A 22,456-nucleotide genomic window follows, 5' to 3' on the forward strand; every position below is an offset into this window, starting at 1 on the left:
GCAGCCAGGCTGTGGTCAGTTGTAAGTAATGGAAACGGTTGCCGTGCTATCCAGGGTGCCTTGGGTGATCGCCTTGCCGGTTACGTGGTAGGCCGCCCACATCGGCAGTACGGCCTTGTTGCCGCTTGTCGCAATCGTTCGACTGCGGTCGGCAGGGGAGCCATTGGCAGGGAAGGTTGCTCCGCTTGCACCGCTTCTCAGCCAAAGTGCCGTGCCACCCGAGGTGCCGACGTTGGCGAATAGCAGTCCGTTGTCAACGGATGGCGTACCGGTGAGTAGGAAAATCACGTTGCGAATGTCGGATTCGCATTCTGCCGTAATCTCGAAATTCATTGCTCCCGTGAAAACGGCCGAATCAAAATCCGAAATCTTGACCGTGGGCAATGTAACGGTGCGGTTTTCATCGCCGGCAGCCAGGTTGCACGTGCCGGCGTCGACCTGGCCGGCAAAGCGTAACGTGCCTGTCGTGGCCGCGTGGGCAGCAGGAATGGCGAGGCTTGCAGTGATTGCCAGCAGTAGGGGAAAGGTTCGGATGTTCATGGGGACTCCCAGGTTTTAGTTGTAAGTGATGTTGACGGTGGTGGTACTGGCCAGCGTGCCTTGGCTGACCGTGCCGTTCTTGTGATAAGCCGCGCTGAGCGGCAAGACTGCGCGATTGCCCGAGACGGCAAGCGTGCGAGTGCCATTGGTACTGATGGTCTGGGGAACGCCGTTGATGCGCGAGTACAGCCAGAGGGCCACGCCCCCGGCGGTGCCGGTATTGGCAAACAGCAAACTGTTGCCTGGGGCGGGCGTGCCGGTAAACCGAAAGGTGACATTGGAGGCGTTGGTGCAGGTGGCGGTCAGGTCGAAGTTGTGCACGCCTGCGGAAACCACGTCTTTCAAGTCGCCGACTTTTATCGGGGGCAGGGTGATGGTGCGATTGACGTCACCGGCTGCCAGGTCGCAGGTGGCTGCGGGCCTGACAAAACGTACAGGGCTGCCGAGTTGTAGGCGGAAACGCTCTGGAGCGATAACCCAGGTCTTTTCCCAGAACATGCCGCTCGGTACTGTCCCGCTGGTCACAGGGCCGATTTTGTAGAAGGTGGCCTCCGCTGAGGTGAAGCTGGGAATTTTCCCGTAAACCTGTTGGTAACCTTGGTTGTACAGTGCGAAGGCGGCGGGGCCGCCGCCGGCCCACGTCATCGTAATGCGCAAGCCGATGCCTGGAACCTCGGTGTGGTAGGCGCCGGTAGCCGGGTCTTGCAGGCGTGAATATCTTCCAAACACTCCGGTGGGGGTGGCAACGGTGCAATTTGCAAAGTAGGCGGGAGCCGTACCGCTGAAGGCTTGGCGAGTGATGACACTTCCGACGGGAAGGCTGTCCGGGACCGTGATGTTCGCGGGCAGGTTCAAGGTGAACGTGTCATTTTGAAACCTGTCGCACCTCGCTTGGGCGGCGATCGGCATGCCAAGCGCAAGTAGTGTCGAAGCCAGCAGGATGGGGGACTTCATCTTCATGTCCTGTAATCAGAAGAGGTTATTGGGAACCGCGGGCGCGAGGTGCGCGCCCGCAGGATCAGCCACGTGTGTTGGCAGAGCACGTGCCAGCATTCAGATGACGTAAACGCGGTGTCGCATCTCCCACCGGGTCTTTCTGCAGGCCGTATTGCAGGCGGCAAGAGGCGTCGTCATTGCTGCCCCACTTGACGGTCAACAGCCCCTGATCCTTCGCAACGCGCACGAACGCTTTGCCGCCCTGGCCAACAATGCCCACGCTGGCGCCATCCTCATCGAACACATCCGAACCGAACGGCAGCGGGCTGCCATCCTCACGCTGCGCCGTAATCAAGAGCGCCTGGCCGCTGACCGTATCGAACTGCAACTTCACCACCGACCCGGCGCGCGGCGCGATGTTTTGTGCGGCGGTCTTGAGCTCCACATCCACGGACAAGTCCTTGGGGTCCAGTTCCACCACGTTCTGGCGGTAAGGCGTGAGGTGGGGCACCACGGCGTAACCGCTCTTGCCGACCTGGGCGCTGTGGTTGCCATTGATCCGCGCGCCCTGTGCACTGGGAGCCTGGACGATGCCGATGGTGTCGCCGAGCTCCGGGGCGAACGTCACGCCTCCCGAGTGAGCGACGATGCCGCCGGTCATGCCGAGGGACGTTGCGCGGTAGCTGTTGCTCTGGCCATACCCTGCGGACAGCACGCCATGGCTCGCCTGATATTTCACGTCGGCGCTCAGGGCGTTGTCACTGCCCTGGGTCCTGCTGCTGCCCACGCCGTAGCTGAACTCGTTGCGCTCACCCAGGGTGCCGCCGAGGTTCACACGTTCGCCGCTGCTTTGATTACCGCGAAAGGCTGTGGTGGTCAGGGTCGGCGAGCGAGCATCCCTGCCCAGTGGCAGGCTCAGGGTCAGATCCACTCGCTTGTCGATCCTGTCGCTCAGCAAGTCCTTGGTGCGCTGGGCGCTGAGGGTGTAGTGCATGCCCCGCCAGCTACCGGTGTAGCCTGCGGTGAAGGTCAGGTTGCCGCTTGCGCGGTTCCAGTAGTTCTGCGAAGAGCCGGTGAGGTAAACCGAGCTGTTGCCCAGGCTCTGGTTGAGGCTGATATCCATTCTGTCGCGCAGGCGTGACAGGTTGTCCAGGCTGCGCCCGTCGATGGCCAGGTCGCGCACCCTCGCGGCGTCGGCGATGCTCAGGAAGCCTTGCGTGGAGTACCGATAGGCACCGAGGGCAAAGTGAGTGCCGGAATCGGTGAAGTTCTTGCTGTAGCGCAACTGCACGCTTTGCCCGTCCCGGGACCCGTGGCCGGGCAGGTTTGCGTTCGAATTGGTCAAGTCGAAGGACAGCGCGCCAAACGGGGTATTGAAGGCCGTCCCCAGTAACTGCGAATGATAGTCCTCACCCACCACCGCCCCTGTGTAGCCGGTCAGCAGATTGTTGAGGCCGTGCTGGTAGGTCGCCTGCATCAGTTTGGGTGGATGGTTCAGGCCGATTTCATCCAGCAGGCCGACGCTCAGTGAATAGCGGCTGTAGCCCGCACGCAGCAGGTTGGCGTTGGCGGCAAACGGCACGATGAATTCGCGCTGGCGGCCATCGGCCTCGGTGACCGTGACAGTCAGGTCACCCCCATAGCCCGTGGGGAACAGGTCGTTGAGCACAAACGGGCCGGGGGCCACGGAGACTTCATCCAGCAACACGCCACGTTGGCGCACGGTCACGCGGGCATTGGTCTCGGCGACACCACGCACCACAGGCGCAAAGCCGGTCATGGAATCCGGCAGCATCCGGTCATCGCTGAACAGGCTGGCACCGCGCAGGCGCACGCTGTCGAACAGCTCGCCCGGGGTGTAGATCTCGCCCACCATCATTTGTGAGCGCAGCGGGCTCAGTTCGCGTTGCACATAGGTGCTGCTGCTTTGATAACCCGAGGCGGCGTCGGTCTGGCTGAAGCTGCCGTTATGACGCAAATGCCAGTCACCCAGATTGAGCCCGGAGTTCAGGCCCAGGTAATGGGAGTTGATCGAGCGGCCGTTCGTGCGTGTATTGAAGGTGTTGACGTTGTAGCGTGCGAAGGCCGCATTGATGCCGCTGTCCCAGTGTTTCGGGTCGACATAGCCGCGTGCTGTACGTGCCATGTAGATCTGTGGAACCTGCAGTGTCAGGCGGTTTTCGCCTGAGTCGAAATGGCTGGTACTGCCTGGCAGGTAGGTTGAAATATCCTCGCAACCGGCAAACTCGGGAATCGGCGCCTGGCCGTCCTCGATGGGTTGTTTTTGCGGTGCGTCCAGGTCGATGCCGAACCTGAGCAGTGCGTCACGCTCCAGGCACATCTGTGCCGAGTCCTGGCCCTCGACCGCGACGAAGGACAACGTTTCGCGGCCAATCCACTGACCGTTGAGGTAGACGTCGCTGCGGTAGTTGCCGGGCAGTACGACGTTGCCCTGGCTGAATTTTGAAATATCGAGCTGCTGGCCACCCGTGCCATCCGGAAAGAAGGCCGGGTTGAACTCGACATTCTCCACCGCGTGGGCGGCCATCGAGTGTGCTCCGCCGAGCAGCAACAAGCTCTGCGCCGTAAGCTTCAGCCGATGACATGTCGGGGACCAGTGTCTTGCTCTGGCAGGCGTGTTCAAGCTCATGTTTACCATTTCCAAAAAAAGTGCTGTCCGAATTCGGGCAAGGGGAGGCCCTGCCCAGGAAAAAGGGCATCCAACAGGTGTGTCCGGGGTTGGAGAACTACGGTGTCGGGCTGGCCAGGTCGGTCATTTCGAGACCTTGGCGCTGTGGGAGATCCTTACGCCAAAGTCGTCAAGCGTCTGGAACTCCACCGTGGTCGCAGCCCCCGGCGGTGACTTGAGGCTGGGCAGTTCAAAGCGATTGCGGCCGCCAGGCGCCACCATGTTTTCGGCACCAGAGAGTGCGGCCTTGCGTGTATGGCGCAGCTTTGCCTCCAGCACGTCGATCTGGTCGAAGGTCACGTGGTAAGGCGTGGGGTTATAGACCTCCAGGATTTGGCCGCGCTCGGTCGATTCATGGCGCCATTGCAGTTTTGCCGGCGCGGCGTCGACCCCATAGGGCAGGTTTGGCGGGCGCAGGAACAGCTTGATCCGGGAGCGAAAGGCCAGCTGCAGTTGATTGGCTTGCTTGGCGTCCTGGGACTGTGCGGGTACCTCCAGCAGGTTGAACCAGAACAGGCTTTCCTGCTTCGCCGCCAGGTTGTCGCCCGTATACGCCAGGCGCACCACCTGTTGCTTGCCTGGCTCCATGCGAAAAATCGGGGGAGTGGCGATAAAGGGAATTACGGCCAGATCCGGAGTCGAGTGTTCGTCACCGCTGTCCAGCCAGGCCTGGATCAGTACTGGCGCCTGATTCTTGCTTTCCAGCCTGACGGTGACTTCCTTGTCGTTCTGCGGATAGATGATCCGTGTACTGTTGATTACCACGCTCGCATGCACGGACGTGGCGCCAAACAACGCGAATGCCCATGCCATGAACGGGAATGACAAAGACGAGATAAAGATCGATTTCATGGGCGAGATCATCTGGCGACTGAAGGAGTAAGACTGGCCGAGTGGCGCACCCGAGCGCCGAAGTCGCTCACGGTGGTGAACTCCACTTTCGGTGTGCCGTTGGGGCGATCACGCAGCAGCGGTAGCGCAAACCGTTTCACGTCACCGGCCGGCATCAGCAGACTGTCGTTGGCTTCCTTGTTGGGTGCTTTGCTGAAGCGTCTTCCTTCGCTCAGCAAGTCAACCGAGGTCAGGGAAATATGGTATGGCGTCGGGTTGGTCGCTTGCAGGGCATACCCCTGCTCGTGAGGCACCAGCTGCCATTGCAGTTTCGATGGTGCGCTGGCCACTGGATAGGGCAGTGCCGGCGGGCGCAGGAACACACGCAAACGGGTCCGGAACGCTAGTTCTATCTGGTTGTTTTGCTCGGAATTGGCTGAGCGGGGTGGCACCTCCAGCACATTCAGCCAGTACAGGCTTTCGCGATCGTTGGGCGCTGTTTCACCCAGATAGCGCAGGCGCAGGGCTTGCTGCTGGTTCGGCTCGATACGAAAGATCGGCGGCGAGAGGGTAAAGGGCGTCTGCGCCGTCGCGGGTGTCGAGCGCGCATCGCCGGTATCCAGCCAGGTTTGGACCAGTGCCGGACGGTCGCCCTTGTTCTCCAGGCGCACCACGACCTCCTGCTGTTCAGCCGGAAAGATCACACGTGTGCCATAAATAATCACGCCTGCATGGGCGGTTAGCGCTTGTAGCGTTAACCATCCAAAGGCACAGGTGGCAAGCACTCGGCAGGCCATTTTTTTCATAGTCTCGCAACTCTTCGGATCGGGGAGGGACCTGCGCGTTTAAGGCAGGTCCGTTATAGACAAGGCATGCTTGTGCGCAGGCCCTGGCCCCTTAGTCGGCGTACACAACCATAAAACCTACGCGCGTCTTGACCGTACCCTCGGTAGCGGGGGCAGTGGCGTACATTTGCGCGGCCAGCGGGATGACAGCCTGGTTGTCGGCGATCACCACACCTTCGGATTTTTCGGTGTAGACGTTGATTGGGGAGCCGTTGCGGTTGGTGACTTCCACCTGTACGTTCTTGGCGTTTTCGGTGTCATCGGGGTTGTCGTAGCCGTCGATGTTCAGTCGGCCGGTTGCTACGTCGATGGCCGGACTGGTGGGGTCGAACGCAACCATTGCGGTGCGGCCGTTGGTGCAGCTGCCTTCACCCGGTGCGCCGATGCGGATGGTGAAGCCAGTCAGGTTGGCACGGTCGCCAGGTTTCGCCAGGCGCGCAGCCGAGACTCCGCCCAGGTTGACGTCCTTGACCACAGCGCCCGTACCGGGTGCCGAACCTTCGATGGTGCAGGTTGTATCGTTGACCAGTCCGCTGAAGTTGATGGTGCCGTCATTGGCGGCATGGGCGGTTTGCGAGATGGCCGCGGCCAGGGCAATAGCAGCAAGTGTAGGCAGAGTATTGAATTTCATAGTATTCCCGATCATGAGTTTTCAGTATGTCCCGTCATTTTGCTAGTTGGCGGGCGGGGCATAATGTGTGCGGGAAAAAGAAAACTGCCTATAGAGAAGTCGCGAGTTTTATCTCGTGATAATTCGAAAAATGCGCTATTCAATCAAAATTGTTGCATTGACTTTGCGGTGTAAGACGCCACTGTAAGGCGCACCTGAAAGAACCGTCCTTATTATTTTCCCGTGTTGATCCACAGGTGTGGGTGGGATATACCGTGTTCGCTATAAGCTAGAGAGTTTTTGGTTGTTCTCACTTAACGGGTTTTTTGATGCCTACTTCTTCTTCCAATACGCATACCCTCATGTTGCTTGATGATCATGAGATGGTTCGACAGGGGATCGAACTAGGGCTGGCCAATGAAGGCGACTTCGATGTGATCGGCTCCTTCGGGACGGGGCGGGAGTTGCTGGAGGCACTTGCACGGCGCCCGGCGGACATAGTGATCATGGACTTTATCCTCGGGCCATCGGACATTGATGGCCTGACCCTGATCCGCGCGTTAAGCCGGCGTTTCAAGCAGTGCAAGCCTATTGTGGTGTCGTCGCACTACACCCCCGCAAGCGTTTCGTTGGCCTTGAAAGCTGGAAGTTGGGGGGTGCTGGGCAAGACCCAGAAGATGACTGAATTGATCGCGGCCATCCGCACCGTCGCCCAGGGGCGGATTTACCTGCAGCCTTGTATGTTATCGGCCATTCAAGGTATGCAACCCATTTCTGAGGGGGAGAACATAAAGACCAAACTTGAGTTGTCATCACCGTTTCGCTTGAACGCTTGTCTTACGCCCAAAGAGCAGGAAGTATTGCGTTGCTTTCTCGATGGCATGTCGGTGAATTCAATTGCAGCAAAGTTTTCGCGCAGTGCAAGTACCATCAGTACGCAGAAACAGTCGGCCTATCGAAAGCTGGGAATCAAAAGCGATAGCGAGCTTTTCAAGTTTACTCGGCAGTTTGGTGAGCCCAGTTAATGAGCGGTTTGTAAGAAGCATCTGTAGTTAGTGGCATTTAACTAGGGGGCATCTACATACTGTAGTGCCAATCTTTCGGTCGCCTGTCGCGCCGGTGGTAACAGATGCGGTGCGACCAGCATCATGATCTGGTAGACAACCACTTGTACTTCGCCTTCTCGGTCGAGAATCCGTTGGTAATCCAGGGAAAACAACAGGGTCATGGTGATCTGCTCCACCAGTTGGCCCAGTGCCTGGGTGCCACTGACCAACTGCCCGCCGGCTTTCAACCGGGCCAGCAAAGAGGCGAGGGTGCGCTTGAGCGCCGTCAACAGGTTGCGAATGCCCTTGGCCAGCTTTGGCAGGCGCCCGGCCAGGTTTGACAGGTCCTGGAACAGAAACCGGTAATGAGCCATGCGCTCGACGATCAGGTGCAGGAACAGCCAGTAGTCCTGGGGCTCCAGCTGCGCATCCGCCGGCGGGTCGAGCAACGGCGCCAGCTCATTCTGGAATCGTTCGAACAGCCCGAGCACCAGCGGCTCCTTGCCATGGAAGTGGTAGTAGAGGTTGCCGGGGCTGATCCCCATTTCATTGGCCACCTCCATGGTCGATACGTTCGGTTCGCCCTTCTGGTTGAACAGGTGCAGGGCGCATTCAAGGATACGGTCGCGGGTCTTCATCCAGTCTTCTTAATCTGATCGTTGGGCTCAGCGCACCCGCACATAAGTGCCAGGTGCCGCCTCCATCGGTGGGTAATTCTGGTTGCCCAGGGCGGTCAGGGTTTCGCGTTGCACGCCGGAGCGCTGTTGGACCCACTCCAGCCATCGCGGCCACCAGCTGCCGTCGACATGGTTGGCGTCGTAGTACCAGGCGCGTGGGTCGCTGCTCAGCTTGGGGTTTTCGACGTAGTTGGCCTTGGGGTTGCCCGGTGGGTTGAGGATGCTCTGGATATGCCCGCTGTTGGACAGCACGAAGCGCCGCTCGCCGCCCAACAGCTGGGTGGAGCGATACACCGCATCCCACGGCGTGATGTGGTCGTTGATCCCGGCCACGCTGAAGCTGTCCACCGTGACCTTCTGCAAATCGATCGGCGTGCCGCACACCTCAAGGCCACCGGAATGGCTCAGCGGGTTGTGCTTGAAAAAGTCCAGCAAGTCGCCATGCAGCGCGGCGGGCAGGCGCGTGTTGTCGTTGTTCCAGTACAGGATGTCGAAGGCCGGCGGTTCCTTGCCCAGCAGGTAGTTGTTGATCCAGTAATTCCAGATCAGGTCGTTGGGACGCATCCAGGCAAACACCTTGGCCATGTCGCGGCCATCCAGCACGCCTTGCTGGTAGGAGCGGCGCTTGGCCGCTTCCAGGGTCTGCTCGTCGACAAACAAGGTCGCGGGGCTGTCGATCTGGCTGTCGAGCAGGCTCACCAGGTAGCTGGCGCTGGAGACGCGCCGCAGCTGGCGCTTGGCTTGCAGGTGGCCTTGCAGCGCGGCGATGGTCAGGCCGCCGGCGCAGGCGCCCATCAGGTTGACCTCGCGGGCGCCGGTGATCGCGCGGCATACGTTGAGCGCTTCTTCCAGCGCGGCGACGTAGGTGGACAGGCCCCATTCGCGATGCCGCACATCCGGGTTGCGCCAGCTGACCATAAACGTCTGCAGGCTGTTTTTCAGGGCGTACTGCACAAAGCTGTTGGCCGGGCTCAGGTCGAAGATGTAGTACTTGTTGATTTGCGGCGGCACGATCAGCAGCGGCTTGGCGTACTGCTTTTCGCTCATGGGCTTGTACTGGATCAGCTCCAGCAGCTCGTTGCGAAACACCACCGCGCCGGGGGTGGTGGCCACTGTCTTGCCGACCTCGAACGCTTGCTTGCTGACCTGGCGCGGCAGGCCGTTGTTGTGCAGCAGGTCTTCGAACAGGTTGGTCACGCCGCGCACCACGCTGTTGCCACCGGAGTTGAGCAGCTCCTTGATGGCCAGCGGGTTGAGCAGGGTGTTGGAGGGGGAGACCGCATCGTTGAGCAGGGAAAAGACGAAGTGCGCGCGGGCGCGGTCATCGGCGCTCAGGGAGAGGTCGTCGATCCAGTGACGGGTCTGTTTCTGCCAGCTCAAGTAGGCCTGCAGACTGCGGCGGTAGAAGGGGTTGAGTTTCCAGGTGGGATCGCTGAAGCGGCTGTCTTTGGGGTTGGGCTCATGCATGGTTTCGCCCAGCAAAACGCGGCCCAGTTGCCCGCTCAACGCCCAGGCATGCCGGGCGGTGTGCACCGGGTTGCGCAAACCGTGGGCGGCCACGCTGCGCAGGGTCGAGAGCAAGTCCCGCCCCCTGAGGCCGGTGATCGCATTTTGCGCATTGATAAACGCGGCCGGGGTGGGCGCCGGGTCTGTCACGGGTCTTTCTCGCATGAGCCAACACTCCTTCGTCAAGCCATCAAACGGGCACGCCAATTCAGAACCTTAGTCGGTTCCTGGCAAGTTGCGCGGCGGTGTGTCCTTACACCGCCGGGCGTGGATGAATCACCGCACGCATGCGCTCCTCTTCAAGAAACTTCATGATGATCGGCGCCACGGCTTCGGCCCGGGTGATCAGGAACAGGTGGCCGTCATCGATGATGTGCAGCTGTGCGTTGGGAATGCGCCAGGCGAGCATGCGCATGTTGATCAGCGGGATCAGCGGGTCGTCGTCCCCCGCCAACACCAGGGTCGGCTGGCGGATCTTGTGCAGCCAGTGGATGCTGGTCCAGCCCAGCCCGGCGAACAATTGCCAGTAGTAACCGAGCTTGCCGGCCGAGCGCACTTTGCTCGCATGTTCGGCGGCGAGTTTTGAATCGCGGCGGAACGAGCCGCCATAAATCATCGGCGCAATGCGCACCACGTGGGACGGCTGGATATACCGGCGCGGGCTGGCCATCAGCCATAACACCTTCGGTTTGCCCGGCACCATCACCGCGCCTGCCGCCGTGGCCGCCAGGATCAGCTTCTTGCAGCGCTCCGGGTAGTCGTAGGCAAATTGCTGTGCCAGCGCGCCGCCCCAGGACACGCCCACCACGCTGACTTGGCCGTAGTCGAGGTAATCGAGCATGCGCGCGGTGAGCTTGGCCAGGCCGGGAAACCGGTACGGTCGCTTGGGCGTCGACGAACCGCCCACTCCTGGCACATCGAAGGCGATCACTTCGAGGTCTGGGTCCAGGGCCTGGACGAACGGAAACACCAACTCAAGGTTGGCACCGATGCCATTGAAGATCAGCAGCGGCGTCAAGTGAGGCTTGCCCGGGCGCACCGCCGTGCGGATGGTCTGGCCATCCAGGTCGATGGTACGGAAGATGAACGGTTGCGGCATGCTCAAGCCCTGTGAAGTGTTACTGCCGGAATGCAGTCTGAATGTGGGAGCGGGCTTGCTCGCGAATGCGGTGCATCAGTATCAGATGTGCTGACTGACACACCGCATTCGCGAGCAAGCCCGCTCCCACATTTGGATCTCATTTCAATCTAGCGTTCGTGTACGTAGGTGCCCGGCGCCGCTTCCGCCGCGACGTAGGTTTTATTGCCTAATGTTGTCGGCGCCTTCTTCAGCTTCCCCGCCCGCTCCGCCTGCCAAACCTGCCAATGCAGCCACCAGGAGTCGGTGTGCTTGGTGGCATTTTCCTGCCAGTCCAGCGGCGTTGCCGTCAGGCTGTCGCTGGTCTGGTAGCGCGCCTTGGGGTTGCCCGGCGGGTTGAGGATGCTCTGGATATGCCCGCTGCTGGACAGTACGAACTCGACCTTGCCGCCAAACAGTTGCGCCGACTTGTAGCAGGACTGCCAGGGTGTGATGTGGTCGTTGGTGCCGGCCAGTGAGTAGATGTCTGCGGTGACCTGCTTGAGGTCGATGGGCGTGCCGCACACTTCCAGGGCATTGGCGCGTACCAGTGGGTTGTTTTTGAACAGTTCGATCAGGTCGCCGTGGAACGCGGCCGGCAAGCGCGTGGTGTCGTTGTTCCAGAACAGGATGTCGAACACCGGCGGCTCGTTGCCCAGCAGGTAGTTGTTGACCCAGTAGTTCCAGATCAAGTCGTTGGGGCGCATCCAGGCGAACACCTTGGCCATGTCGCGGCCCTCAAGCACCCCGGATTGGTAGGAGTGGCGCTTGGCCGCTTCCAGGGTTTGCTCGTCGACAAACAGCGCCACCTGGGTGTCCAGGGTGGTGTCGAGCACGCTGACCAGCAGGGTCAGGGCGTTGACCTTCTTTTCGCCCAGCGCGGCGTAGTGGCCGAGCAAGGCGGTGCAGGTAATGCCGCCGGAGCAGGCGCCGAGCATGTTGATGTCTTTGCTGCCGGTGATCGCGGTGACGACGTCCACCGCTTCCTTGAGCGCCTCGATATAGGTCGACAGGCCCCATTCACGCTGGGCCTTGGTCGGGTTGCGCCAGCTGACGATAAAGGTCTGCTGACCATTGCGCAGGCAGAAGCGCGCCAGGCTCTTATCCGGGCTCAGGTCGAATACGTAGAATTTGTTGATCTGCGGCGGCACCACCAACAGCGGGCGCTCGTGCACCTGTTCGGTGATCGGCTTGTACTGGATCAGCTCCAGCACGTCGTTGCGAAACACCACGGCGCCTTCGCTGGTGCCCAGGGTCTTGCCCACTTCAAAGGCGCCCATGTTGACCTGGCTCGGCATGCCGCCGTTGTGCACCATGTCCTTGGCCAGGTGGGACAAACCGTCGAGCAGGCTCTTGCCGCCGGTTTCAAAGAAACGTTTGACCGCCGCCGGGTTGGCCGCACTGTTGGTGGGGGCCATGGCTTCGGTCATCAGGTTGATCACGAAGTGGCCGCGGCTGATGTCCTGGGGGGACAGGTTGCTGTCGCCGATCCAGTCGTGCAGTTCCTTGCGCCATGCCAGGTAGGTTTGCAGGTAGCGCTTGTAGAGCGGGTTCTGGCTCCAGGCCGGGTCATGGAAGCGACGGTCATCGCTTTCCGGCACCAGTTGGGACTTGCCGAACATCACGTTCTTGAGTTCGACGCCAAAGTGCGCGACATGCTTGACGCTGTGCAACGGTTGCTTGATGGCTTGGGTCAGCACCATCTTCGCCGAGGCGAGTAAGTCCTTTTTCCGTAACGCGATGATCGGGTTCAGCCCCAGGGTGTTTTCCGAGGCCTGGCGTTTCAAGTCATCGTTGTTCTTGTTACTCATCTACGACGCTCCATTGTCCGAAAGACGAGTACCGGCTACCGCTCTGTGCACCAAGTTTCGATACACGACACAAGCCAGGTACTGCGACTCGGGTGACCGTTGATACCGCATCGTCAAATGCAGGGAACTTGCCAGTTCCATTGGTTACCCGAGTTTAATTTTTTTCGCAAGCGGGCCATTCGTTGGCCACGCGACAGGGCATTCAAGCAGATGAAATTAGAAAATGCCCTCTAAAGAGCAAGACGCCTGGACTAGAGCATCAGCCGCACGACCGATTGGCTCGGGTCGCGGGTTTTGCCAGCGGCTTTGAGTTCGGCCAGATAATCGGCCCACAGCGCATCCTGGCGCACGGCCAGCTGGTAGAGATAGTCCCAGGTGAACAGTCCGCTGTCATGGCCGTCGTCGAAGGTCAATTTCAGTGCGTACTGGCCGGCCGGTTCGATCTTGATCAACTTCACGTTGAGCTTGCCGAATTGCAGGATGGGTTTGCCGTGGCCCTGGACCTCGGCCGAAGGCGAGTGGGTGCGCAGCAGCTCGGCGGGGAGTTGGTAGACCTCATCGGGCCCGTAGGTGAGGCCGAGGGTGTTGGAGGTTTTGTGCAGGTTTACAGCGGTGGGGAATTTGGACATGGCGATAATCCTGAAGAAACCGGCTCAAACATGTGGGAGCTGGCTTATGTGGGAGCTGGCTTGCCTGCGATGGCATCACCTCGGTATCACTGATACACCGAGGTGCCTGCATCGCGGGCAAGCCCAGCTCCCACACAAGCCAGCTCCCACAATTAAAGCAAAGCGGCCTTACAGGATATAACGAGACAAGTCTTCGTTCTGCGCCAATTCGCCCAAGTGGCTGTTGACGTAATCAGCGTCGATCTTGATCACTTCGCCATTCTGCGCCCCAGCCAGATCGCCGGCACTGAAGGACACTTCCTCGAGCAAACGCTCCAGCAAGGTGTGCAGGCGACGGGCACCGATGTTCTCGGTCTTCTCGTTGACCTGCCAGGCAATCTCCGCCAGGCGCTTGATGCCGTCTGGCTGAAACTCGATGCCCAGGCCTTCGGTTTTCAGCAACTCGCGGTACTGCTCGGTCAGCGACGCATGGGGCTCGCTGAGGATGCGCTCGAAGTCGCCCGGGGTCAGCGCCTTGAGCTCCACGCGAATCGGCAGGCGGCCTTGCAGCTCCGGCACCAGGTCGCTTGGCTTGCTCAGGTGGAACGCACCGGAGGCGATAAACAGGATGTGGTCGGTCTTGACCATGCCCAGCTTGGTGTTCACGGTGCAGCCTTCGATCAGCGGCAGCAGGTCGCGCTGCACGCCTTCACGGGATACATCGACGCCACCGGAGTTGCCGCGCTTGGCCACCTTGTCGATCTCATCGATAAACACGATGCCGTGCTGCTCGACCGCTTCCAGGGCCTTGGCCTTGAGTTCTTCTTCGTTCACCAGGCGCCCGGCTTCTTCGTCGCGCACCAGTTTCAGCGCTTCCTTCACCTTGAGCTTGCGGCTTTTCTTCTTGCCCTTGCCCATGTTGGCGAACAGGTTCTGCAACTGGCTGGTCATTTCTTCCATGCCAGGCGGGGCGGAGATGTCGACGCCGGACACTTCGGCGACTTCGATCTCGATTTCCTTGTCGTCCAACTGGCCTTCACGCAGGCGCTTGCGGAACAGCTGGCGGGTGTTGGAATCCGAGGCCGGTGCGGCGTCTTCGTTGAACCCCATGCGTGCCGGCGGCAGCAGGGCGTCGAGGATGCGCTCTTCGGCTGCGTCTTCGGCGCGGTGGCTGACCTTGGTCATTTCCTGTTCGCGCAGCAGCTTCAGGGCGGCGTCGGCCAGGTCACGGATGATCGACTCGACATCGCGGCCCACGTAGCCCACTTCGGTGAACTTGGTGGCTTCGACCTTGATGAACGGTGCGTTGGCCAGTTTGGCCAGGCGGCGGGCGATCTCGGTTTTACCGACGCCGGTCGGGCCGATCATCAGGATGTTCTTCGGCGTTACTTCAACGCGCAGTTCTTCGGGCAGTTGCATCCGGCGCCAGCGGTTACGCAGTGCGATGGCAACGGCGCGCTTGGCATCGTCCTGGCCGATGATATGGCGGTTGAGTTCGTGGACGATTTCGCGGGGAGTCATGGACATAATGTTTGGCGGCCTCAAGCCGGAATAAGCCTACGGCTTACTCGGCGAGGTCCTGCTCCTCAATGGTCTGGTTGTGGTTGGTGAATACGCAGATGTCGCCGGCGATGCCCAGGGCGGTCTCGACGATTTCACGGGCCGACAGGTCGGTTTTCTTCAACAGTGCGCTGGCGGCCGCCTGGGCGTAGCCACCGCCGGAACCCATGGCGATCAGGCCATGCTCGGGCTCAACTACATCGCCGTTGCCGGTGATGATCAAGGACGCGTCTTTGTTGGCCACGGCCAGCATGGCTTCAAGGCGGCTGAGGGAACGGTCGGTGCGCCATTCTTTGGCGAGTTCAACTGCGGCGCGCACGAGGTGGCCTTGGTGTTTTTCCAGCTGGCCTTCGAAACGCTCGAACAGGGTGAAGGCGTCGGCGGTAGCGCCGGCAAAGCCCGCGAGAACCTGGCCGTGGTACAGGCGACGCACTTTCTTGGCGTTGCCTTTCATCACGGTGTTGCCAAGGGAAACCTGGCCGTCGCCGCCCATGACGACTTTGCCGTGGCGACGTACTGAAACGATGGTGGTCAAGGGGAGAGTCTCCACACAGCGGGGCGAAAATGCCCTGGTGAAAACTGATATGGGGATGGTGGGGGGGATTTCAACCGTGGGGGCGGTGTGCGGACGAGTGGTGTGTATTGATCTGACACACTCTTGAGAACGCTATAGATCAAATGTGGGAGCGGGCTTGCTCGCGAAAGCGGTGTGTCAGCCGCCGAAAATATTGACTGATCTAGCGCATTCGCGAGCAAGCCCGCTCCCACATGGGCCTGCTGTGTTCTTGGGTTTAGCGGCTCTGGCGTTGTTGTAACAACAGGTTGCTGAACCCAGCGCCAGCCAGTTGTTTCTGCGCCACGGTCAGCTGTTCACGGTTGCTGAACGGCCCCACCAGCACGCGATACCAGGTCGCATCCTTCACCGTGCCGGATTCCACGGTCACCGCCTGACCCAGCAGAATGATCTGCGCCCTCACGCGATCCGCATCCGCCTGCTTCGGGAACGAGCCCGCTTGCAGGAAGAACTTGGTCACCGGCGCCGCTTTGGTCTCGGCAACCGGCGGTGCTGGCGGCGGGGTGATCCCGGCCAGCGCGGCCTGGGCCCGTGCGGTGTCGATCTTTGCCGCTTCCGCAGGCGTGACCGGTGTGGTCGGCACTTGTGGGGTCGGCAGGGTTTTCTCCGGCACGGCGTCAGGTGGCACGATCACTTCGGACTCCGGCAACAGTGTGTAGAAGTCGTACTTCGGCTTCACTGGTGCTGTAGGACTTGGCGCGGTCTTGTTGGCTTCGGCCATTTTCGTGATCTTCTGCTGCTCCTGCTTGACCCGTTTGACGTCATCGCCCTTGCCCGGGTCCAGCTTCATCAGGAACACGATAAACGCGCCGACCGACAGGCCGATGGCCATCCACAGCCAGCCCGGGATCGGCTTCTTCGCCGGGGCCTGGTAGCGGCTGGCGCCGCGCTTGGGTGCAGGTTTTTTCTTGGCAGCCAACTTACATGCGCTCCAGGGTTTCCAGGCCCAACAGTTCCAGGCCTTGCTTGAGGGTACGACCAGCCAGGGCGGCGAGGCGCAGGCGGCTTTGCTTCTGCGCTTCGTCGTCGGCGGTGAGGATCGGGCAGTTCTCGTAGAAGCTGGAGAACAGGCCGGCAACTTCATACAGGTAGCTGCACAGGATGTGCGGCGTGCCTTTCTCGCCGACGCTGTTCAGCACTTCGCCGAACTGCGCCAGCTTGGCCGCCAGTTCCTGTTCGTGCGGGGCATCCAGCACGATATGACCTTCGACTTCGCTGAAGTCCTTGCCCAACTTGCGGAACACGCCGGCCACGCGGGTGTAGGCGTACAGCAGGTACGGCGCAGTGTTGCCTTCGAAGTTGAGCATCAGTTCGAAGTTGAAGCTGTAGTCACTGGTGCGGTGCTTGGACAGGTCGGCGTATTTCACCGCGCCAATGCCCACCACGCGGGCGATGTTGCGCAGGTCGGCCTCGGCCAGCTCCGGGTTCTTTTCCTTGACCAGGGTGTAGGCGCGTTCCTGGGCTTCGTTGAGCAGGTCGATCAGCTTGACGGTGCCGCCGTCGCGGGTCTTGAACGGACGGCCGTCGGCGCCGTTCATGGTGCCGAAGCCCATATGTTCCATGTGCATCGGGTGGGTCACGAAGCCCGCGCGACGCGCCACTTCGAACACCTGCTGGAAGTGCAGGGCCTGGCGCTGGTCGACGAAGTACAGCGCACGGTCGGCCTTGAGCACGCCGCTGCGGTAGCGCACGGCTGCCAGGTCGGTGGTGGCATACAGGTAGCCGCCGTCAGCCTTGACGATGATCACCGGCAGCGGCTCGCCATCGGCGGTCTTGAATTCTTCGAGGAACACGCACTGCGCGCCGTTGCTCTCGACCAAGAGGCCCTTGGCCTTGAGGTCGTTGACCACGTTGATCAGGTCATCGTTGTAGGCGCTTTCGCCCATTACGTCGGCCATGGTCAATTTGACGTTGAGCAGCTCGTAGATTTCCTGGCAGTGAGACAGGGAAATCTCACGGAAGCGGTTCCACAGCGCCAGGCATTCGGCGTCGCCGGCTTGCAGCTTGACCACCAGGCCACGAGCGCGGTCGGCGAACTCTTCGGATTCGTCGAAGCGCTTCTTCGCGGCACGGTAGAAGTTTTCCAGGTCCGACAGCTCGTTGCTGGTGATCGGGTTTTCTTGCAGGTAGGCCATCAGCATGCCGAACTGGGTGCCCCAGTCGCCCACGTGGTTCTGACGGATCACCGTGTCGCCGAGGAACTCCAGGACGCGGGCCACGCCGTCGCCAATGATGGTGGAGCGCAGGTGGCCCACGTGCATCTCTTTGGCCAGGTTTGGCGCAGACAGGTCGATGACCACGCGCTGGGCGTCGCCGGCCTTGTGCACGCCGATCTTGGCGTCGGCCAGCGCGGCATCGAGGCGCGAGGCCAGGGCCTGGGTGTTCTGGAAGAAGTTGATAAAGCCAGGGCCGGCGATTTCGGCCTTGGTCACGCTGTCATCGGCGGGCAGCGCGGCGATGATTTTTTCCGCCAGGTCACGTGGCTTCATGCCTGCAGGCTTGGACAGCATCATCGCGATGTTGCTGGCAAAGTCGCCGTGGGTCTTGTCGCGGGTATTTTCCACCTGGATCGCCGGCGTCAGGCCTTCAGGCAACACACCTTCGTTGACGAGTTGGGTGAGGGCTTGTTGGATCAGCTGGCGAATGGTGTCTTTCATGGTGTTCTCTTTGTGCCGCAAGCGGCGGCGCGCGATGCGCAGGTGGAAAAACTGGGCATTATCCGTGGCGAGGGCGGGCTTGCCAACCGTTCAGACGGGTTGGCGGACCTGCGGGCCTCATCGCGGGCAAGCCCGCCCCCACATTTAAGGGCGTTCACAATCCAAACAGTGGGACCAATCGATCAATACAGATCCACGGGGTCGACGTCCATCGACCATCGCACTTGCCGGCCGCTGGGCATTTGCTCCAGAGCAAGCAATAGGCTACTTAACAGCCGATGCAATGGTGCTCGCGACGTCGCCTGCAAGAGTAGCTGGGCACGATAACGCCCGGCGCGGCGCTCCATGGGTGCGGGCACCGGGCCGAGCAACTCGATGCCGCTCAGACCCAGCTCACCGAGCAAACGTTCGGCGGCACTGCATGCCTCGTCGAGAAAACCTTCGGCCTGCCCCGGCTTGTGCGCTTCGGCGCGCAGCAAGGCCAAGTGGGCAAACGGCGGCAGGCCGGCGGAGCGGCGTTCGCTCAAGGCCTGTTCAGCGAAGGCAAAGTAACCTTGCTCTGTCAGCTGAATCAGCAGTGGATGGTCGGCCAGGTGTGTCTGGATAATCACTTTGCCCGGCTCTTCAGCGCGCCCCGCACGGCCGGCGACCTGCACGATCAACTGCGCCATGCGCTCGCTGGCGCGGAAGTCGCCGGAGAACAGACCGCCGTCGGCATCCAGGATCGAAACCAGTGTCACCCTGGGGAAATGGTGCCCTTTGGCCAGCATCTGCGTGCCGATCAGAATGCACGGCTGGCCTTTCTGGATGGTGGCGAACAGCTGGTTCATCGCATCTTTGCGCGAGGTACTGTCGCGGTCGACCCGCAACACCGGGTAGTCCGGGAACAGGATGCCCAGGCGCTCTTCGGCCCGTTCGGTGCCCGCGCCCACCGGCCGCAGGTCGACTTTGCCGCACTGCGGGCAGTGGCGTGGCACCCGTTCCACATGGCCACAGTGATGGCAACGCAGCTCGCCGTGGCGCTGATGCACGGTCATGCGCGCGTCGCAGCGCTCGCACTCGGACATCCAGCCGCAGTCATGGCACAACAGCGTCGGCGCAAAGCCGCGACGGTTGAGGAACACCAGCACTTGCTGGCCGGCGGCGAGGGTCTGGCCGATGGCTTGTTGCATCGGCCCGGAAATGCCGCTGTCCAGCGGGCGGCTTTTTACGTCCAGGCGCAGGAAACGTGGCTGTTTGGCGCCGCCTGCACGTTCGTTCAGGCGCAGGAGGCCGTAACGGCCGGTGTAGGCGTTGTGCAGGCTCTCCAGGGACGGCGTGGCCGAACCCAGCACAATCGGGATGTCTTCCTGGCGCGCGCGTACCAGCGCGAGGTCGCGGGCGTGGTAGCGCAGGCCTTCCTGCTGTTTGTAGGAACCGTCGTGTTCTTCGTCGATGATGATCAGCCCGGGGTTTTTCATCGGGGTGAACAGCGCCGAGCGGGTGCCGATAATAATGTCGGCCTCGCCATCTCGTGCGGCGAGCCAGGACTCCAGGCGTTCTCGGTCGTTGACCGCCGAGTGCACCAGGGCGATGCGCGCGTTGAAGCGTTGCTCGAAACGCGCCAGGGTCTGCGGGCCCAGGTTGATCTCGGGGATCAACACCAGCGCCTGTTTGCCGGCCTGCAGGGTTTCGCGGATCAGTTGCAAATACACTTCGGTCTTGCCACTGCCGGTGACCCCGGCCAGCAGGAACGCGTGGAAACTGTCGAAGCCTGCACGGATCGCCTCGTAGGCAGCGCGTTGCTCGGGGTTCAGCGGCAGTTCCGGTTGGGCCAGCCAGTGTTCGTGACGTGGGTCGGGGGCGTGCTTGCGGATTTCCACCTGCACCAGGCCCTTGGCCAGCAGCAGGTCGAGACTGTCTTTGCTCAGCATCAGCTTGCTTAACAGCTGATGGGCCACGCCATGGGGATGCTGCGCCAGGGTGGCCAGGGCCTCACGCTGACGCGGGGCGCGGGCGATGCGCGGGTCATCGAGGCGCGCGCCGGGCACCATCGACCAGAAACGTTCCTGGCGCGCTTCGGCCAGTTCGCCCTGGCGCAGCAGCACCGGCAGCGCCCAGCTCAGGGTGTCGCCGAGGCTGTGCTGGTAATACTGGGCGGTCCACAGGCACAGCTTGAACAGCGCGGGCGGCAGCGGTGGCGTGGCGTCGAGGATTGCCAGTGCAGGCTTGAGCTTCTCTGCCGGCACTTCGCTGTGGTCGGTGACTTCCACCAGGATGCCGATCATTTCCCGGCGCCCGAACGGCACGCGCACGCGCATGCCTGGTTGCAACTGCGTCCGCAGCACGCCGGCCGGGGCCCGGTAGTCGAACAGGCGGCGCAGGGGCGAAGGCAGGGCGAGGCGCAAGATGGCGTCGGGCACGCGGGGGTCTCATCTATAAAGGCAGGCGGTGGCGCAGGGGCGGGAGCCTAGCAGACAGGGGAGGGCTTGGGGTAGCCGATGGTTTTCTGATGAAAGGAAGTTTCACGCCCAAAGCGCCGCTTGCGCGTTTAAAAAGGTCTGGTAGAATCCGCGGCCTAATTACGTGCGGTATTCGACAATAGTGTCGAGTGGCGGCACGCAGCCCGAGGAAGTCACCATGAAAGCCGATATCCATCCAGCGTACGAAACCATCGAAGTAACCTGCAGCTGCGGTAACAAGTTCGAAACTCGTTCGAACCTGTGCAAGCCACTGGGTACTGACGTATGCAACGAGTGCCACCCGTTCTACACCGGTAAGCAGAAAACTCTGGACACCGGCGGCCGTGTACAGCGCTTTGCTGACCGTTTCGGCGCTTTCGGCAAGAAGCCTGCTGCTACTCCAGCAGAGTAAGGCTGAAAAGCCCCCTGGGCTTTTCCTGCTGAAAAAAGAGGCGTCCCTTGTGGACGCCTTTTTTGTGCCTGGAATTTGAGAGAATCGCATTTAATTGATGCATTAATAAAAAATTGTAGACATTTTTTTAGGCGATTGTGAACAGTTGAGCCCTTGTATCCCGTGGCCTTAGACCAAAGTACGTCGGTTTGGGGCCTTGACACCGGTGACTACCCAGTCTTGTAGGGACTTTACGACACGCGTATCCTCGGCGGTCCGTCGACCAACAGTAAAAGCGGAATGCCGATATGTCTGATTTGAAAACTGCCGCTCTCGAATATCATGCCCATCCTCGTCCAGGAAAGCTGAGTGTAGAGCTCACCAAAGCCACCGCCACCGCCCGCGACCTGTCGCTGGCCTACAGCCCTGGCGTGGCCGAGCCCGTACGTGAAATCGCACGCGACCCTGAGCTGGCGTACAAGTACACCGGCAAAGGCAACCTCGTTGCAGTGATTTCCGATGGCACCGCGATTCTGGGCCTGGGCAACCTTGGCCCATTGGCTTCCAAGCCGGTCATGGAAGGCAAGGGCGTGCTGTTCAAGCGCTTTGCCGGCATTGACGTTTTCGACATCGAAGTCGATTCCGAGAGCCCGCAGGCTTTCATCGACACCGTAAAGCGCATTTCCATCACTTTCGGTGGCATCAACCTGGAAGACATCAAGGCACCTGAGTGCTTCGAGATCGAAAAGGCCCTGATCGAACAGTGCGACATTCCGGTATTCCACGATGACCAGCACGGCACCGCGATCGTTACCGCGGCCGGCATGATCAACGCCCTGGAAATCGCCGGCAAGACCCTGGCTGACGCCAAGATCGTCTGCCTGGGCGCCGGTGCGGCAGCTATCTCGTGCATGAAGCTGATCGTGAGCATGGGCGCCAAGCTGGAAAACATCTACATGGTCGACAGCAAGGGCGTGATCCAGTCCGAGCGCACCGACCTGAACCAGTACAAGGCGATGTTTGCCCACCCGTCCTCCAAGCGCACCCTGGCTGATGCCCTTGACGGTGCAGACGTGTTCGTCGGCCTGTCCGGCCCGAACCTGCTGAGCGCCGAAGGCCTGAAGTCCATGGCGGCCAACCCGATCGTGTTCGCCTGCTCCAACCCGGACCCAGAGATCGCGCCGGAACTGGCTCACGCCACCCGTAACGACGTGATCATGGCTACCGGCCGTTCGGACTACCCGAACCAGGTCAACAACGTACTGGGCTTCCCGTTCATCTTCCGTGGCGCCTTGGACGTTCGCGCCAAGCGCATCAACGAAGAAATGAAAGTGGCTGCTGCCAACGCCCTGCGTGAACTGGCCAAGCTGCCAGTGCCTCAGGACGTGTGCGACGCCTACGGCGGCGCCAAGCTGGAATTCGGTCGTGAGTACATCATTCCGAAGCCAATGGACAAGCGCCTGATCACCCTGATCTCCGATGCCGTGGCCAAAGCCGCCATCGAGACCGGTGTGGCCACCCTGCCGTATCCGAAGAACTACCCGCTGCAAAGCGTGGATGATGTGTTCAACGGCTAAGCCGTTGTAGCGCACCAACAAAAAGCCCCGGCTCTCGCGA

19 protein-coding genes are annotated in these 22,456 nt (G+C 61.0%); 3 read left to right on the forward strand and 16 right to left on the reverse strand.

Translation table 11 applies throughout. The annotated features are described in order from the left end of the window. Nucleotides 1-15: 15 nt before the first annotated feature. The 6 genes from PSH81_RS01940 to PSH81_RS01965 all read right to left on the reverse strand — a co-directional run bounded on the left by PSH81_RS01940 (nt 16) and on the right by PSH81_RS01965 (nt 6,472). Entirely contained in the window at nt 16-540 is a 525-nt protein-coding gene (locus PSH81_RS01940; RefSeq protein ID WP_226455528.1) for a fimbrial protein, read from the reverse strand. A gap of 15 nt (nt 541-555) precedes the next feature. Further along, nucleotides 556-1,494, reverse strand: a complete 939-nt coding sequence (locus tag PSH81_RS01945) for a fimbrial protein (RefSeq protein ID WP_226455529.1) — start codon at nt 1,492-1,494, stop codon at nt 556-558. Between the two features lie 64 nt (nt 1,495-1,558). After that, complete coding sequence (locus PSH81_RS01950) at nt 1,559-4,126, reverse strand: fimbria/pilus outer membrane usher protein (RefSeq protein ID WP_305391913.1); 2,568 nt, start codon at nt 4,124-4,126, stop codon at nt 1,559-1,561. A 123-nt stretch (nt 4,127-4,249) separates the two neighbouring features. Then, nucleotides 4,250-5,017 (reverse strand): molecular chaperone, encoded by a 768-nt coding sequence (locus tag PSH81_RS01955; RefSeq protein ID WP_370694877.1) that lies wholly within the window; start codon nt 5,015-5,017, stop codon nt 4,250-4,252. 8 nt (nt 5,018-5,025) lie between these two features. Further along, a complete protein-coding gene (locus PSH81_RS01960; protein WP_226455531.1) occupies nt 5,026-5,802 on the reverse strand; it encodes a molecular chaperone in 777 nt (258 codons plus the stop codon). A 91-nt stretch (nt 5,803-5,893) separates the two neighbouring features. Beyond that, entirely contained in the window at nt 5,894-6,472 is a 579-nt protein-coding gene (locus tag PSH81_RS01965; RefSeq protein ID WP_192298354.1) for a fimbrial protein, read from the reverse strand. Between the two features lie 308 nt (nt 6,473-6,780). Here PSH81_RS01965 and PSH81_RS01970 point away from each other — a divergent pair, with 308 nt between their 5' ends. Further along, on the forward strand, nt 6,781-7,476 hold the full coding sequence (locus tag PSH81_RS01970; protein WP_226455532.1) for a response regulator transcription factor: 696 nt from the start codon (nt 6,781-6,783) through the stop codon (nt 7,474-7,476). A 41-nt stretch (nt 7,477-7,517) separates the two neighbouring features. Here the strand turns inward: PSH81_RS01970 and PSH81_RS01975 are convergent, their stop codons facing one another. From PSH81_RS01975 to PSH81_RS02020, 10 genes are all read right to left on the reverse strand, one after another. Next, complete coding sequence (locus PSH81_RS01975; protein WP_192298353.1) at nt 7,518-8,135, reverse strand: TetR/AcrR family transcriptional regulator; 618 nt, start codon at nt 8,133-8,135, stop codon at nt 7,518-7,520. A gap of 27 nt (nt 8,136-8,162) precedes the next feature. Continuing rightward, nucleotides 8,163-9,845, reverse strand: a complete 1,683-nt coding sequence (gene phaC / locus PSH81_RS01980; RefSeq protein WP_305391914.1) for a class II poly(R)-hydroxyalkanoic acid synthase — start codon at nt 9,843-9,845, stop codon at nt 8,163-8,165. An 88-nt stretch (nt 9,846-9,933) separates the two neighbouring features. Next, the gene (gene phaZ / locus PSH81_RS01985; protein WP_017738853.1) at nt 9,934-10,779 is read right to left on the reverse strand and encodes a poly(3-hydroxyalkanoate) depolymerase; all 846 of its coding nucleotides are present in this window, start codon (nt 10,777-10,779) and stop codon (nt 9,934-9,936) included. Between the two features lie 149 nt (nt 10,780-10,928). Then, complete coding sequence (phaC, locus tag PSH81_RS01990) at nt 10,929-12,608, reverse strand: class II poly(R)-hydroxyalkanoic acid synthase (RefSeq protein WP_226455534.1); 1,680 nt, start codon at nt 12,606-12,608, stop codon at nt 10,929-10,931. Nucleotides 12,609-12,859: 251 nt separating this feature from the next. Then, entirely contained in the window at nt 12,860-13,237 is a 378-nt protein-coding gene (locus tag PSH81_RS01995) for a gamma-butyrobetaine hydroxylase-like domain-containing protein (protein ID WP_226455535.1), read from the reverse strand. Between the two features lie 168 nt (nt 13,238-13,405). Continuing rightward, on the reverse strand, nt 13,406-14,743 hold the full coding sequence (gene hslU, locus PSH81_RS02000) for an ATP-dependent protease ATPase subunit HslU (RefSeq protein ID WP_012721807.1): 1,338 nt from the start codon (nt 14,741-14,743) through the stop codon (nt 13,406-13,408). A gap of 37 nt (nt 14,744-14,780) precedes the next feature. After that, nucleotides 14,781-15,311 (reverse strand): ATP-dependent protease subunit HslV, encoded by a 531-nt coding sequence (gene hslV, locus PSH81_RS02005; RefSeq protein WP_003171209.1) that lies wholly within the window; start codon nt 15,309-15,311, stop codon nt 14,781-14,783. Nucleotides 15,312-15,567: 256 nt separating this feature from the next. Next, nucleotides 15,568-16,269, reverse strand: a complete 702-nt coding sequence (locus tag PSH81_RS02010) for an SPOR domain-containing protein (RefSeq protein WP_192298349.1) — start codon at nt 16,267-16,269, stop codon at nt 15,568-15,570. Nucleotide 16,270: 1 nt separating this feature from the next. Beyond that, entirely contained in the window at nt 16,271-18,007 is a 1,737-nt protein-coding gene (gene argS, locus PSH81_RS02015) for an arginine--tRNA ligase (RefSeq protein WP_226455536.1), read from the reverse strand. 182 nt (nt 18,008-18,189) lie between these two features. Next, the gene (locus PSH81_RS02020; protein WP_305391915.1) at nt 18,190-20,409 is read right to left on the reverse strand and encodes a primosomal protein N'; all 2,220 of its coding nucleotides are present in this window, start codon (nt 20,407-20,409) and stop codon (nt 18,190-18,192) included. Nucleotides 20,410-20,626: 217 nt separating this feature from the next. On the opposite strand from PSH81_RS02020, the gene rpmE reads away from it, so the two are divergent. Together rpmE and PSH81_RS02030 are read left to right on the forward strand one after the other, a co-directional pair. Continuing rightward, nucleotides 20,627-20,860: a 50S ribosomal protein L31 gene (rpmE, locus tag PSH81_RS02025; protein ID WP_005784030.1), complete on the forward strand. Its 234-nt coding sequence runs from the start codon at nt 20,627-20,629 to the stop codon at nt 20,858-20,860. Between the two features lie 287 nt (nt 20,861-21,147). Beyond that, nucleotides 21,148-22,416 carry a malic enzyme-like NAD(P)-binding protein gene (locus PSH81_RS02030; RefSeq protein ID WP_192298346.1) on the forward strand — a complete coding sequence of 423 codons (1,269 nt, stop codon included), beginning with the start codon at nt 21,148-21,150 and terminating at the stop codon, nt 22,414-22,416. Nucleotides 22,417-22,456 lie beyond the last annotated feature (40 nt).

This window comes from Pseudomonas sp. FP2335, assembly GCF_030687535.1.
Taxonomy (GTDB): Bacteria; Pseudomonadota; Gammaproteobacteria; order Pseudomonadales; family Pseudomonadaceae; genus Aquipseudomonas.

Excerpts from the sequence above, each read along its gene's own strand:
- PSH81_RS01975 (WP_192298353.1), bottom strand. The coding sequence starts at position 8,135 with ATGAAGACCCGCGACCGTATCCTTGAATGCGCCCTGCACCTGTTCAAC.
- PSH81_RS01960 (WP_226455531.1), bottom strand. The coding sequence starts at position 5,802 with ATGAAAAAAATGGCCTGCCGAGTGCTTGCCACCTGTGCCTTTGGATGG.
- rpmE (WP_005784030.1), top strand. The coding sequence starts at position 20,627 with ATGAAAGCCGATATCCATCCAGCGTACGAAACCATCGAAGTAACCTGC.
- PSH81_RS02030 (WP_192298346.1), top strand. The coding sequence starts at position 21,148 with ATGTCTGATTTGAAAACTGCCGCTCTCGAATATCATGCCCATCCTCGT.
- PSH81_RS01955 (WP_370694877.1), bottom strand. The coding sequence starts at position 5,017 with ATGAAATCGATCTTTATCTCGTCTTTGTCATTCCCGTTCATGGCATGG.
- phaZ (WP_017738853.1), bottom strand. The coding sequence starts at position 10,779 with ATGCCGCAACCGTTCATCTTCCGTACCATCGACCTGGATGGCCAGACC.
- PSH81_RS01945 (WP_226455529.1), bottom strand. The coding sequence starts at position 1,494 with ATGAAGTCCCCCATCCTGCTGGCTTCGACACTACTTGCGCTTGGCATG.
- phaC (WP_226455534.1), bottom strand. The coding sequence starts at position 12,608 with ATGAGTAACAAGAACAACGATGACTTGAAACGCCAGGCCTCGGAAAAC.
- PSH81_RS01940 (WP_226455528.1), bottom strand. The coding sequence starts at position 540 with ATGAACATCCGAACCTTTCCCCTACTGCTGGCAATCACTGCAAGCCTC.
- argS (WP_226455536.1), bottom strand. The coding sequence starts at position 18,007 with ATGAAAGACACCATTCGCCAGCTGATCCAACAAGCCCTCACCCAACTC.
- phaC (WP_305391914.1), bottom strand. The coding sequence starts at position 9,845 with ATGCGAGAAAGACCCGTGACAGACCCGGCGCCCACCCCGGCCGCGTTT.
- PSH81_RS01995 (WP_226455535.1), bottom strand. The coding sequence starts at position 13,237 with ATGTCCAAATTCCCCACCGCTGTAAACCTGCACAAAACCTCCAACACC.
- PSH81_RS01950 (WP_305391913.1), bottom strand. The coding sequence starts at position 4,126 with ATGAGCTTGAACACGCCTGCCAGAGCAAGACACTGGTCCCCGACATGT.
- hslU (WP_012721807.1), bottom strand. The coding sequence starts at position 14,743 with ATGTCCATGACTCCCCGCGAAATCGTCCACGAACTCAACCGCCATATC.
- PSH81_RS01965 (WP_192298354.1), bottom strand. The coding sequence starts at position 6,472 with ATGAAATTCAATACTCTGCCTACACTTGCTGCTATTGCCCTGGCCGCG.
- PSH81_RS01970 (WP_226455532.1), top strand. The coding sequence starts at position 6,781 with ATGCCTACTTCTTCTTCCAATACGCATACCCTCATGTTGCTTGATGAT.